Here is a 13,682-nt window from a genome sequence, read left to right as displayed (position 1 = left end):
GCCTTGCCTTCCATCACAGCGGCGGCATCGCCAGCAGCGCCATGTTGCGGCCTTTTTCCTTGGCGCGGTACAGCGCCCGGTCGGCCATCTCCACCAGCACCTCGGGCGAGGTGTCCTCGGTGGGCACGATCACGGCCACGCCGATGCTGATGGTCATGATGCCGAACGGCGACTGCTCGTGCGGCATCCGCGCCAGCACCAGTTGCGCGCAAATCTCCTCGGCCGCGCCGAAGGCGTCGGTGGCGTCGGTGGCGGCCGCCAGCAGCGCGAACTCCTCGCCGCCGTAGCGCGCCACGATGTCGGTGGTGCGCCGTCCGTGCGAGGTGATCAGCTCGGCCACGCTGCGCAGCGCGGCGTCGCCGGCCTGGTGGCCGTAGTGGTCGTTGTACTTCTTGAAGTAGTCGACGTCGAGCATCGACAGCGCCAGGGTCTGGCCGGTGCGGGCGGCGCGCCGCCATTCGGCCTCGAGCGCCAGGTCGAAGCCGCGGCGGTTGCTCACCCCGGTCAGGCCGTCGGTGGTGCTGAGCGCGGCGAGCTTGCGGTTCGATTCCTCCAGCTCGCCGGTGCGCGCGGCCACCAGCGCCTCCAGCTCCAGCTGGTGCCGGGTCAGCCGGTGGATGCGGATCTTGTAGGCCAGCACCAGCGAGCCGACGATCAGCACCGCCATGCCCAGCCGGAACCACCAGCGCTGCCAGAACGGCGGCGTGATGGTGATCTTCAACGTGGCCGGCTCCTCGTTCCACACGCCCAGGTGGTTGGCGGCCTTGACGCGGAACAGGTAGTGGCCCGGATTGAGGTTGGTGTAGCTGGCGCTGCGGTGCGCGGCGTCGGTGTGCACCCAATCGCGGTCGAAGCCCTGCAACTGGTAGGCGTAGCGGTTCTCGGCCGGCTCGGTGTAGTGCAGCGCCGAGAACTCGAGCGAGAACACCGACGCCTGCGATGACAGGGTCAGCGCCGTCGGCGACGTCACCGGCCCCTCGGCCTTGACGTCGGCCCTCGGCTTGCCGTTTTGCAGCGAGTGGTTGAAGACGGTGATGTCGGTGATCGCCACCTGCGGCGGCACCGAGCGGGTGCGCACGTTGGCCGGCGTCACGGCGGTCATGCCGTGCACGCCGCCGAAATACAGTACGCCGTCGGCCGAGGTGGCCGACGAATTGACGGTGAAGCCCTCGGTCAGGCCGTCCGACGCGGTGTAGTGGCTGACCTTGCCCGTCTCCGGATCGAGGCGGTACAGGCCGGCGATGGTGCTGCACCAGATGTTGCCGTCGAGGTCGTGCTCGATGGCCAGGATCTTGTGCGCCCGCATCGCCGACGCGTACGACTTGAAGCTGATCTTGCCGTCGGCCCGGGTCTGCATCAGGTTCAGGCCCTTGCTGGTGCCGACCCAGATGCGGCCCTTGGCGTCCTCGTGCAGGCTGACGATGTTGTCGTCGGACAGGCTGGCCGTGTCGGCGTTAGCGTGGCGGAAGTGGGTGAACTTGCCGCTGGCCTGGTCGAGCAGGTCGAGGCCGCCGCCGTTCCATTCGGAGCCGGCCCACACGCGCCCGCTGCTGTCCTCGAGCACCGCCGAGGTGCCGTTGACGCTGCGGCTGCTGATGTTCTGCGGGTCGTTGTAATAAATCTTGCGGGCGTCGGTCTTCGGGTCGTAGCGGATCAGGCTGTTGCCGGTGGCCAGCCACAGCGCGCCGCCGCTGGCCGGCGCGATGGCGTTGATGTAGTCGCTGGCCGTGTTGCCGAAATGGATGGCCTGGAACGGGCTGTCGGGCGTGTCCAGGCGGTTCAGGCCGTTCGAGGTGCCCAGCCACAACGGCTTCTTGCCGTCCTTGTCGGCGCGCGTGTCCTGGAACATGCTGTAGACGATGGAATGCGACAGCTTGCCCGGGGTCTTGTCGTCGGCGTGGTAGCTCTTGACGACGGTGCTGGTGGCCGGATCGTACAAGCTCATGCCGACGTTGCCGCCCATCCACAGGCGCCCGTCCGGCGCCCGCGCCAGGCTCAGCAGCGCATTGCTGGCCGGCGCCGAGCGGCGGTCGATGCGGAAAGGCACGTGGCGCGTGAAGCCCTCGCTCGACAGGTTGGCCAGGGCGATGCCGTCGGTGAACGAGGCGATCCACAGCATGCCGCCGCGGTCCTGCATCACCGCGCGCAGGTTGTCGCCCGGCAGGCTGTATGGATCGTCGGCCGCGTGCACGAACTGGTCGAACTTGCCGGCGGCCTCGTTCCAGCGCAGCAGCCCGGCCGACAGGGTGGTGCACCACAGCACGCCCTTGTCGTCGACGTCGAAATTGGTGATGCGGCTGTACGGCGAATCGATCGCCTTGCGCGTGTTCCAGTCGCTCTTGCCGTCCCAGCGGATCACGCCCGACTCGGTGCCGATCCACAGGGCGCCGGAGCGGTCGAACTGCAGCGCGCGCACGATGTTGACGCGGGCGTCGGGCACCGGCGACGGATCGACCTGGTGGTGGCGGAACACCTTGCCGCCGGGCGCCAGGTAGTCCAGGCCGCCGGGCCAGGTGCCGATCCACACGCCGCCCTTGTCGTCCAGCGCCAGCGCGTTGAGGTCGTTGCTGGCCAAGCTGTCGGGGTCGTTGTCGTCGTGGGCGTAGACGGTGAACTTGCCGGTGTTGGGGTTGAAGTGCTGCAAGCCGCCCCAGCTGCCGATCCACATGCCGTCCTTGCCGTCGGAAATGATGTTCTTGACGATGCGGTGGTTCTTCGGCGCCTTGGGCGGGGCCACCACGGTGAAATTGTTGCTCTCCGGATTGAAGCGCGCCAGCCCGGCCTGGGTGCCGGCCCAGATGCGGCCCTGCTTGTCCTCGTAGATGGCCGAGACGCGGTCGTGCGGCAGGCTGGTCGGGTCGTTGGGGATGTTGGTGTACTTGACGGCGTGGTAGCCGTTGTAGCGGTACAGGCCGTTGGTGTGGGTGCCGACCCACACGTAACCTTTTCTGTCCTGCATCATCGACAGCATCGACGGCTCGTCGCCGCCCAGTGGCCCTAGTTTCTTGAAACGCAGCGACGGCGCCGGCGCCGATGGGCCCGGCGCGGCCGGGGCGGCGTGCGCGGCCGGCGAGACAACCGGCAGCGCGGCCGGCAGCGCTGCCAGCAGCACCGGGAAAATTGACAGCAATAGGCGATAGCCGCGGCGTAAGGCCGTTAATAGCACAAACATGGTGGAGTATCCGATGGCGTAACGAAGTGCACGTCAGCGAGCGATGTTAGGCTCGACTAAGATAGATTCTGAATAGAAACCGTATTATACATGCCAATGATGCAATGGTTTCGATATAAAAGCTGGCATTTTTAGCGTGTTTGCCGTATTTAGGGTATAGTTTACGGCGCTTATTGTCTCCTGCTCGTTGTATTTGCTGCCATAGCGCTGCCACCGCATCATCCTTTTCGCACTTCCCCGGTTCCGCCTGCGTCGTGGGGCGCGCCGCCGGGGCGGGCAGCGCAGAATTTGTCGTTAATTGAAGAAAGCTTGGCTGTCCGCCGCAGGACCGCCGCATACACTATGTCCGAAACCGAGATCACCACCCCGTCCGCCATCGAACCGGCCGCCGCCGAAGCCGCCACGCCAGAGGCGCAAGTGGCGCCAGCGGCGCAACAGTCCGCGCCGGCGCCGCTGGAAGTCCCGCAAGTGCAACAAGTCCGTTTCGCCGATTTCGGCCTGTCGCCGCACATCCTGCGCGCGCTCAACGACCAGGGCTATGTGCACCCTACGCCGATCCAGGCCGAAGCCATCCCCGTGCTGCTCAAGGGGCGCGACGTCATGGGCGCGGCCCAGACCGGCACCGGCAAGACCGCCGGCTTCGCGCTGCCGATCATCCAGATGCTGCTGGCCCACGCCAGCACCAGCACCTCGCCGGCGCGCCACCCGGTGCGCGCGCTGATCCTGACGCCGACCCGCGAACTGGCGGTGCAGGTGGCCGAGAACGTCAAGGCCTACGCCCAGCACACGCCGCTGCGCTCGACCGTCGTGTTCGGCGGCATGGACATGAAGGGCCAAACCATCATCCTCAAGGCCGGCGTCGAGATCGTCATCGCCACGCCGGGCCGCCTGCTGGACCACATCGAACAAAAGAACATCAGCCTCGGCCAGGTGCAGATGCTGGTCATGGACGAAGCCGACCGCATGCTCGACATGGGCTTCCTGCCGGACCTGCAGCGCATCATCAACCTGCTGCCGAAGCAGCGCCAGAACCTGATGTTCTCGGCCACGTTCTCGCCGGAAATCAAAAAGCTGGCCAACACCTTCCTGACCGACCCGGTCACGATCGAGGTGGCGCGCAGCAACCAGACCGCCGACAAGGTCACCCAGGTGGTCTACAAGGTGCCGGAGAACCAGAAGCACGCGCTGACCGCGCATCTGCTGCGCCAGCGCGAGTTGAAACAGGTGATCATCTTCTCCAACACCAAGATCGGCGCCTCGCGCCTGGCCAAGGGGCTGGAGCAGGAGGGCATGAACGCGGTCGCCATCCACGGCGACAAGACGCAGCAGGAACGCATGGCCGCGCTCGAGTCGTTCAAGAAGGGCGAGATCGACATCCTGGTCGCCACCGACGTCGCCGCGCGCGGCCTCGACATCACCGACCTGCCGTGCGTGATCAACTACGACCTGCCGTACAACGCCGAGGATTATGTGCACCGCATCGGCCGCACCGGCCGCGCCGGCGCCTCCGGCGACGCGCTGTCGATTTACTCCGACAAGGACGAGCGCCTGCTGGCCGACATCGAAAAACTGATCAAGCAAACCATCCGCCGCGGCGAGTTGACCGGCTTTAACCCGGCGCCTTCCCACGGCGACGGCGCCGAGCGCCGTCCGCGCCGCGACGACAGCGCCGGCCGCGCGCCGGCCGGCCGTCCGTCCGAGCGTTCGGACCGCGGCGAGCGTGGCGACCGTGGCGAGCGTGCTCCGCGCAGCGCCGGTTCGTCGCCGTACAGCTCGGGCGGCCGCCGCGACAAGGTCGATCCATGGTTCCTCAAGCCGTATGAGCCGGCCAAGTCGGCCGCGCCGGCGCCGGGCGCCACCCTGGGCGGCGCCACGGCCAAGCCGAAGCAGAAGCTGGCCTTCCTGCTGGGCGGCGCGCCCAAGTAAGGGCTTCGCCGGCCAGGATTGGCAGGCGCCATCGCCAGGTGGGCCGGCGGTTGGCCGGGCGGGGCAAAAGCGTTGTTTGAAGGAACGAAAAGGCCGCCGATTGTCCATCTGGCAATTGCTTTTCGACTACAATATCGCTTCGTCGGTTGCTTTGGCGTCTCAACGTCGCCCCCCGCTTGGCATATGAAATTAGAGAATCCCGCGTTTGCGGCCGCCTTGCCCGTGGCGCCGCCGTCCCACCCCGCTTACCGACCTGATATCGACGGCCTGCGCGCGCTGGCCGTGCTGTCGGTGGTGCTGTATCACGCCTTCCCGTCGGCGTTGCGCGGCGGTTTCGCCGGCGTCGATATCTTCTTCGTCATCTCCGGCTTCCTGATCAGCCGCATCCTGATCGCCGGCATCGAGGCAGGCACTTTCAGCTTCGCCGATTTCTACGCGCGCCGCGTGCGCCGCATCTTCCCGGCGCTGATCCTGGTCATGGGCGCCTGCCTGGCGTTCGGCTGGTTCGCGCTGTTCCCCGACGAATACAAAATGCTGGGCAAGCACGTGCTCGGCGGCGCCGGCTTCCTGTCCAACTTCTTCCTGTGGAAGGAAGTCGGCTATTTCGACACGGCCGCCGAGACCAAGCCGCTGCTGCATCTGTGGTCGCTGGGGATAGAGGAACAGTTCTATATCTTCTGGCCGGTGCTGATGATCCTGGCGTGGCGCCTGCGCGTCGGCCTGCTCAAGCTGGCCGCCGGCGTGCTGCTGCTGTCGCTGCTGGTCAATGTCGCCGGCGTGCATAAATTCGCCAGCGCGACGTTCTATTCGCCGGCGGGGCGCGTGTGGGAATTGCTGATGGGCGCCGTGCTCGCCTATCTGTCGCTCAAGGGCGTCGGTGGCGCCCCCCGCGGTGTCGAGGCGCTCATCGGCCTGGCCGGTCCGCGGGCGCGCAACGCCGCCTCGGCGCTGGGACTGGGGCTGCTGGCGGCGAGCCTGGCGCTGCTGCGCGCCGAGCGCCATTTCCCCGGCTGGTGGGCGCTGTTGCCGACCGTGGGCGCGGTGCTGGTCATCGCCGCCGGCCCGCTCGCCTGGGGCAACCGCGTGCTGCTGTCGAACCGGATCATGGTGTGGATAGGCCTGGTGAGCTACCCACTGTACCTGTGGCACTGGCCGCTGTTGTCGTTCGCGCGCATCGTCGAATCGGGCACGCCGTCGGACGGCATCCGCGCCGCCGCCGTCGCCGCCGCCGTGGCGCTGGCGTGGCTGACCTACCTGCTGCTGGAAAAGCCGCTGCGCGGCGCCGCCCACGGCAGCGGCAAGGTGGCCGTGCTGGCGGCGGCGATGCTGGCGCTGGCCGGCACCGCCGGCTGGGTGTACCAGCGCGACGGCCTGCCGTCGCGCGCCAGCGTGGTCGACAACGCCCTGCGGCAGCAGGATTTGATCCTGGTGGAGGACACCGCCAACGCGGCCGCCTGCAAGCGGCGCTACGGCTTCGACAGCCTCTACGAATACTGCCTGATGAACGATCCGGCCCGCGACCCGACCGTGGTGATGGTCGGCGACAGCCACGCCTACCACATCAGCGCCGGCTTGCTGAGGTACTACGGCGGCCAGGGCGAGAACCTGCTGTACCTGGGCACCCGCATCCCCTACGTGGGCCTGCCCGTCGGCGACGATCCGTATCAGCAGGCGACGCCCTTGATGATGAAGCTGGCGCTGACGCTGCCGGGCATCAAAACCCTGATCATCTCGACCAAGTCGAAGCTGCATACGGGCAATGACGACGGCCGCCGGCTGGTCGCCGCCTTGCGCGACACGGTGCGCCAGGCGCTGGCCGCCGGCCGCCAGGTCATCCTGGTGTACGACGTGCCGGAGCTGGACTTCGAACCGCGCGCCTGTATCGGCCGCGCCGGGGTGCCCAACTCCAGGACGCCCGCCGGCTGCGCGATGGCGCGCGCGGCGTTCGACCGCGCGGTGGCGCAGCACGACATCGCGCTGGCGGCCGTGCTCAAGGAATTCCCGCAAGTGCGCCTGTTCGACACGGCCGCGCCGTTGTGCGACGCCACGCGCTGCCGCGCGATGATAGACGGCGTGATGATGTACCGCGACACCCACCATCTGAGCTATCGCGGCGACCTGTACATGGGGGCGCTGTTCGCCAAACAGCAGGCCGCTTCGGGCGCCGGCGGCCCGGCGCCGGCGGCGCCGCCGTAAGCGCCGTCCCCTCGGGCAAGAAGCGCGTCAGTTCGGGCGCCTGCGGTAGACGCAGACCACGATGTCGCTGGGGAAGGCGCGCAGCACCGGCAAGGCCAGCATCACCGCCGCGTAGTTGGCGTACAGCGCGGCGGCACCGGTTTTTCCGGCACAGCGCAGGCGGGCCATCAGCCCGTTGGCGCGCACCGCCGGCAGCTCGGCGTCCAATTCCAGCGTGAAGCCGGCGCTGTCGGCCAGCCTGGCCAGATTACTCGGCCGGAAATAATGCACATGCGGTGACGGCAAGCCTTTTTGCCACAGCCGCTCGAACGGCCCGCGCCAGCCGACGCGCGCGAACAGTTTCGACAGGCGATAAAACAGTCCGCTGCTGCTGGGCAGGTTGAGGATCAGCACGCCGTCCGGGTTGAGCCGGTCGTGGCAGGCGGCCAGGGCGGCGCGGATGTCCGGGATGTGCTCGATGACGTCGTTGAAGACGATCACGTCGAAACGTTCGCCGTCGCGCAGCGCGCCGGGGAAATAGCCGTTGCGCACTGGCAGGCCGCGCGCTTCGGCGCCGGCCGCGACCGTGGTGTCGGGTTCCAGGCCGAGCACCCGGAAGCGGCCGGCCGCCGCCTCGAGGAACCAGCCGTGGGCGCTGCCGACATCGAGCAGGGTGGCGGCGGCGGGCGGCGCCAGCCGCGCCGCGTAGCCGGCGATGGTCCGGAAATTTTCCTGCCGTATCGCTTTCAGGCCCGCTTCGCGGTCGGCCTCGTTAAGCCGGGTGTGGGCGCCGGCGTCGTTGATGGTCGGCTCCAGGGCCGCGCTTTCATAGCCGCAGGCCGGACAAGTCCTGTGCCAGTCGGTCAAGCCGGGCACGGTGGGGGTGCCGCATACGACGCATGCCATGGACGCTCCTGATCATGTTGTGATGAAGCGTTTAAATTATGGCAAGATGAAGCAAAAGACAAGCGGTTTCTGTTATTCGCCCAAAAAGGGGGGGGCGGCCATGGCGCCCCCGGTCGCCGCCGGGATTTGCGCCGCCAGGCCGCCGGGGCGTTTCCAGATAAACGCTTATTGCTGCCCGAGGATCTGGAAACCGCTCATCGACACACCCAGCTGGCGGCTGTCGCGCGACTTGCCGTCGTCCGACGGACGGGTCGGGTTCGACGCGGCCAATTCGACCGTCGACACGCCGGCGCGGCAGTTGTCGGGCGGTATGCTGAAGCGGATCGGCGGCCCGTCGGGCACCACCGGTCCCTGCCACAACACCCGCTTGCCGGCCCGCACGGTCAGCGATTGCCGGCCGAACGGCTGCAACGTCAGCGCCACGCCGAACGCCTGGTCGGTGCGGTAGAACTGTTTGCCGCTGCAGGGGAAGTTGAGTTCCGATCGTTTGCCGATCGACCACACGCCCCACGGTTCCCGCTGGCCCCAGCCGCGTCCCAATACGAAGCCGCCGTTGTCGGCCAGACCCAGCTTGTACGGCTCGGGCGACACCGTCAGCAGCATCGCCATCGCCTGCGCGTCGCTCAGGTAGACATAGGCGAATTGCTGCGGCGCCTTGGCCGCGATCGCGCGCCGGTAGGCGCTCAGCTTGTCATTGTCGAACAGGCACTGGTTGGGCGACATCGCGCCGGGCGTGTTGACGTGGCCGATCAGCAGGGTCTTGCGGCAGTCCGGGCCGACGATCAAGTCGTAGGCGCGTTCCTCGCCGTGGCCGGAAAAGCGTTCCATGAAAATTTCCGGCGGCGGATCATACCAGGTTGGCAGCCTGGACTGCAGCGCGTACGACAGCGACGACGGCGTCACGTACTGCTCGGGCGTGCGTGGATCGTAGCGGCGGATCGAGGCGCCGGTCAGCACCAGGGCCACCAGCAGCGCCGCGTAGCCGCGCTTGCTGCCCCACGGGCATTGCTCGGCGATCCACAGCAACAAGGTGAACACCAGCGGCAGGTACCACAGCGCGTAGCGCGCCAGGCCCGGCGTGGCGCCGGAGTTGAGGTTGCTGGTCGACGACTGCGCGTAGAAGCTGACCACCAGGTAGGCCACGATGAACAACACCTCGTGCCAGCCATGGGACGCCTGCTTGGGCCCGCCGCGGCGCCAGCACCACAGCGCGGCACCGGCCAGCAGCGCGACCGTGCCCAGCGGCCAGTTCGGCAGCAGGCCCAGGTCCGGGTCGACGATCCACACGTAAAAGCTCGACAAGTTGCTGCCCAGCTCGGCGCCGCCGGCCAGCAGTTGCGGCGTGGGCACGCCGTAGCGCATCTCGTAGTAGGCCGGGTGCAGCAGCACGGTGACGGCGGCGGCCGCCAGCAGCAGCAATTCGGTCTTGCTGTAGCGCTGGCGCCATTGCAGCAGCACGCGGTAGGCCCAAGGAATGCCGGCGATCAGCGCGAAGCTCGGGTTCTGCGTCGACACCAGCGCGAACAGCAGCGAGGCGGCGGCGTAGCGCGAGCGGTGCATCTGCATCATGCCCAGCAACAGCAGGCAGACCGTGAACGGCTCGGTGTGCACCTTGTCGAGGAACCACAGCACCGGCGAGCCGACGATCATCAGCACCATCACGGCCGCGCCGCGCCAGCCGTAGTAGCGGTAGGCGGCGGCCGTGGTGCCGCCCAGCAGCAGTGCGTGCAGCGTCAGGAAGCTGGCGTGGATCGACAGCTGGACGCCGACCAGCAGCGCCGCCTTCTGGCACGCCAGCGCCAGCAGGCTGTAGAACCAGAAATGGTTGAAGTCGGTGGTGTCGCCCACCCGCAGTTCGCTGAAGGCCTCGTAGAACCAGGTGCGCGGCACCAGGCCGACCACGTCGGACCCCTTTTGCAACTGGTCGTAGGCGGCGTTGGCCGCGGCCGTCATCCACGGCCGCCAGCCCTCGCTCCAGGCGTAGAACATGGCGTAGTACTCGGAGCCGTCGCCGACCCGCTCGCCCGGGCGCCGGCCGAACCAGAGGAACAGCAGCGCGGTGGCGAGCGCGATCAGCAGATAGGGCAGGGCGCGGCGCGCCTCTTGCGGCGACAGGCGGGCCACCTCAGGCTTCCAGGCGCTTGGCGATCTCGGCGGCGACCGAGCGCCCCTCGCGGATCGCGTAGTTGGTGCCGCGGTCCTCCGGATAGATCTGCGCCATGGTGCTGATGGTGGCGTTGCCGAACGGCGTGGCGCGCCCCGGCACGTAGTCCGAGTAGCCGCGCTCGGTGATCGGCTGGGCGTAGTCGGCGCGCCAGACGCGGAACTCGTGGATCCATTCGCGCTTGAAGTCGGGGAACATGCGCTGCAGGTGGCCCAGCGCGAAGTCCAGGTAGGCCTCGTCGCCGTAGCTCCACAGCGGGTCGGCCTTGGGCAGGTAGCGCGACAGGAACACGATGTGCTTGCCGTCGTAGTTGGCCGGGCTGTCGAAATTGGTGTGCTCGATCACGCCGACGAACGGGAAGCCCGGATCGTTGACGTTGATCCAGTAGGTGTCCGACAGGCTGCGGTCGAGCTCGAGCACCAGGCACAGGTTGGCCAGGTAGCCGACCCGGCGCAGGCTGGCCAGCCAGGCGGCGTCGGCGCTGCCCTCGAGGATGTTGGCGATCACCGGGAAGGCCGGCGTGAGCAGGTATTCGCGGCCGCTCACCGGACCGGCCGGCGTGTGCATGGCCGCGATCGCGCCGTTTGCCGCGTCGACGCCGGTGACCGGCGTGTTGTAGCGCACCTCGCCGCCGAGGCGGGCGATCTCGTCGGCCATGGCCTGCGCCAGGCGGCCGAAGCCGCCCTTGAAGTAGGCCAGCTGCTCGCCGCCCTTGGCGTCGCGCGTGCTGCCGCGCAGCACCAGCTTCTTCCACATCCACACCGCGTTGACGACGTCGGCCACCACCGAGAACTTGTTCTCGATCAGCGGTTGCCAGACGATGCGGTAGGCGTTCTTGCCGCACAGCGGCTCGAGCCATTCGCGGATGGTGAGGTGCTCGATCGATTTCCAGTCCTTGACCTTGCGCACCTTGAGCACCATCAGTCCCAGGCGCACGCGGTCGATCAGCGGCAGCGGCTTGAAGCGCAGCAGGTCCAGCGGGGTCGACAGGCGCCAGTGGCGGCCGTTGAAGTACATGCCGGTCTTGGACGGCATGATCACCACGTCGCCCTCCATGCCCAGCTCGCGCACCAGTTCGGGCACGTAGACGTCGTTGTCGAACCAGTGGTGGTAGAACTTTTCGATGGTCACGCCATCGCGGAACTCGAAGGTGCCGGCCAGGCCGCCGGGGCCGGTGTCGGCCTCCAGCACCAGTACCTTGTGGCCGGCGCGCGCCAGTTGCAGGGCGGAGGTCAGGCCGGTGAAGCCGGCGCCGACGATAACTGCGTCAAAAGAGGTGGTCATGGATCGGGATCAGGTCGAAGGGTTTGCGCCGCGCTGGGCGGCGTTGAAGGTGAGGCGGCGGTTGAGCGTAAATTGCAGCACCACCACCATGGGCAGGGTCAGCACCTTGGCCAAGCGCGGGTCGATGCCGACGTGCTGCACCAGCACCCACAGCAGGACGGCCGAGGCGCCGAAGCCGACCGCGGCCACGCCGAGGAACATGGCCAGGCGCTGCGCGACGCGGTCGCGCATGCCGAAGGTGAGCACCCGGTTCAGCGCAAAGCTCAGCAGCGTGCCGGCCAGGTAGCCCAGCAGGTTGGCGCCCTGGTACCACAGGCCGGCCGTCACGCACAGGTAGAACACGGCGTAGTCGGTGCTCACGCCGAGCCCGCCGCACAGGCAATACAGGAGGAATTGCCGCATCAGCGCGCCTCCCCGCCGGCGCCGGCGTCCAGGCCGACGGTCTCGCCGACCACGTACTGCGGCCGCGAGTTCAAGGTCAGCAGCACCCGGCCCAGGTATTCGCCCAGCATGCCCAGGGCGACGAGCTGCACGCCGCCGATCATCAGGATGGTGACGATCAGCGACGACCAGCCGATCGGCATGGCGTCGACGGTGAATTTCTGGATCACCAGCAGCACCGCCAACACGAAGCCGAGGCCGGCGATGAGCAGGCCGGCGAACGAGGTCAGGCGCAGCGGCACGATCGAGAAGTTGGTGGCCATCTTCAGCCACAGCGAGATCGACTTGCGCAGGCTGTAGCCGCTGTCGCCGGCGTAGCGGTCGTGGTGGTCGACGTCGACCGTGCCGATGTTGCGCGTGACCGACAGGATCAGGCCGTCGACATACACGTACGGGCCGCGGTAGCGCAGCACGTCGCGGATGATCGAGGCCTTCATGGCGCGGAACGGCGACAGGTACAGGCCGGCCGGCTTGTTCATCAGGTAGCCGGCCACCTTGTCGTTCAGGCGGCTGCCCCAGATCTTCCAGCTGGCGTGCTTGCGGCTGCGAAAGCGCGCGTAGACGACGTCGCGCCCGCCGGCCAGCTCGGCGAGCAGCGCCGGAATGTCCGACGGCGCGTGCTGCAGGTCGTCGTCCATGGTCATGACGATCTGGCCGCGCGCCTCGGCGAAGCCGGCCATCAGCGCGTTGTGCTGGCCGGCGTTCATGCGCAGCAGGATGCCGCGCACCCACGGGTGGCTGGCCGACAGCGACTGGATCACCGCCCAGCTGCGGTCCGGCGAGCAGTCGCACACGAAGATCACTTCATAGTTCTTGCGCGCCAGCGGCAAGGTCTCCATCACCTCGTCGAGGCGCGACACCAGCTCGGGCAGCACCTTCTCGCTGCCGTACACCGGGATCACGAACGACAGGTAGGGCGCGGTGTCAGTCGGCATAGTATTTCCGTATCAGTTGGTGGATGTAGTTGTCGTCGATGACGATGCCGGCCTCGGCGGCGGCCGACATGGCCAGCTCGACGTCGATGTCGTAGCTGCCGCCCGACTCGATCAGGTCGAAGTAGGCGCGGCGGTCCATCACCGATTCGAAGATGCGCACCAGGTCCAGGATCGCCACCGGGAACGGGCAGGCGATGTTGGTGACGCGGTTGTCGGCGTCGCCGCGGGCGAGCAGGCGCGCGCCGATGGCGGCCACGTCGTCGACGTCGATCAGGTTGCGGCGCGCTTTGGTCCAGACGTGGAACATGTCGCCGCTGGAGATGGTCTGGTACAGATAATTGGTCAGCGTGTGCGGGTTGTCGATGCGGCCGACCACCTGCGGCAGGCGGAAGATGGCGTAGTGGGCGGCGCGCCCGGCGATGAGCGCCTCCTGCGCCTGCTTGTGCAGCACGTAGGGGGCGTTGGCCTGGTCGGGGTCGGCGATCGAGCAGCTGCTGAAATACACCAGCTTCTTGCGCTGGTCGAGCGCCTTTTCCAGCATGCGCCGTTCGCGCGCGAATTCCTCCGGATCGGTTTCGCGGGAATTCGACACGCCCGAGGCGAACACGATCACGTCCGTGTTGTCCGCGAGGTAGGGGGTGTAGGCCCTGGCCAGTAGTCCGTTACCGATAATCATAGT

Annotated in this window: 9 protein-coding genes; 2 read left to right on the top strand and 7 right to left on the bottom strand. The window is 67.7% G+C overall.

Annotated features, from left to right (window positions below; genetic code table 11):
- Positions 1-13: 13 nt before the first annotated feature.
- Positions 14-3,130, bottom strand: a complete 3,117-nt coding sequence (locus AC07P1_RS23210; protein ID WP_494698065.1) for a diguanylate cyclase — start codon at positions 3,128-3,130, stop codon at positions 14-16.
- 384 nt (positions 3,131-3,514) lie between these two features.
- Between AC07P1_RS23210 and AC07P1_RS23205 the strand changes: the two genes are divergently transcribed.
- Both AC07P1_RS23205 and AC07P1_RS23200 read left to right on the top strand, forming a co-directional pair.
- Positions 3,515-5,098: a DEAD/DEAH box helicase gene (locus AC07P1_RS23205; RefSeq protein ID WP_494698064.1), complete on the top strand. Its 1,584-nt coding sequence runs from the start codon at positions 3,515-3,517 to the stop codon at positions 5,096-5,098.
- Positions 5,099-5,281: 183 nt separating this feature from the next.
- Complete coding sequence (locus AC07P1_RS23200) at positions 5,282-7,294, top strand: acyltransferase family protein (protein WP_494698063.1); 2,013 nt, start codon at positions 5,282-5,284, stop codon at positions 7,292-7,294.
- Between the two features lie 27 nt (positions 7,295-7,321).
- On the opposite strand, the gene AC07P1_RS23195 is transcribed toward AC07P1_RS23200, so the two are convergent.
- The 6 genes from AC07P1_RS23195 to AC07P1_RS23170 form a co-directional block, all read right to left on the bottom strand.
- Complete coding sequence (locus AC07P1_RS23195; protein WP_494698062.1) at positions 7,322-8,179, bottom strand: methyltransferase domain-containing protein; 858 nt, start codon at positions 8,177-8,179, stop codon at positions 7,322-7,324.
- Positions 8,180-8,344: 165 nt separating this feature from the next.
- Entirely contained in the window at positions 8,345-10,303 is a 1,959-nt protein-coding gene (locus tag AC07P1_RS23190; RefSeq protein ID WP_494698061.1) for a hypothetical protein, read from the bottom strand.
- Position 10,304: 1 nt separating this feature from the next.
- Positions 10,305-11,627 (bottom strand): NAD(P)/FAD-dependent oxidoreductase, encoded by a 1,323-nt coding sequence (locus tag AC07P1_RS23185; RefSeq protein WP_494698060.1) that lies wholly within the window; start codon positions 11,625-11,627, stop codon positions 10,305-10,307.
- A gap of 9 nt (positions 11,628-11,636) precedes the next feature.
- On the bottom strand, positions 11,637-12,029 hold the full coding sequence (locus AC07P1_RS23180; RefSeq protein ID WP_494698059.1) for a GtrA family protein: 393 nt from the start codon (positions 12,027-12,029) through the stop codon (positions 11,637-11,639).
- On the bottom strand, positions 12,029-13,003 hold the full coding sequence (locus AC07P1_RS23175) for a glycosyltransferase family 2 protein (RefSeq protein ID WP_494698058.1): 975 nt from the start codon (positions 13,001-13,003) through the stop codon (positions 12,029-12,031). Before AC07P1_RS23175 ends, AC07P1_RS23180 begins: the two co-directional genes overlap by 1 nt.
- Entirely contained in the window at positions 12,993-13,679 is a 687-nt protein-coding gene (locus AC07P1_RS23170) for an NAD-dependent epimerase/dehydratase family protein (protein WP_494698057.1), read from the bottom strand. Before AC07P1_RS23170 ends, AC07P1_RS23175 begins: the two co-directional genes overlap by 11 nt.
- Positions 13,680-13,682: the final 3 nt, after the last annotated feature.

The sequence above is a fragment of the Duganella sp. GW821-FHT07F09 genome, from assembly GCF_059418705.1.
The sequence above is the reverse complement of the archived record's forward strand: the minus strand, read 5'-3'. Positions and strand labels throughout refer to the sequence as shown.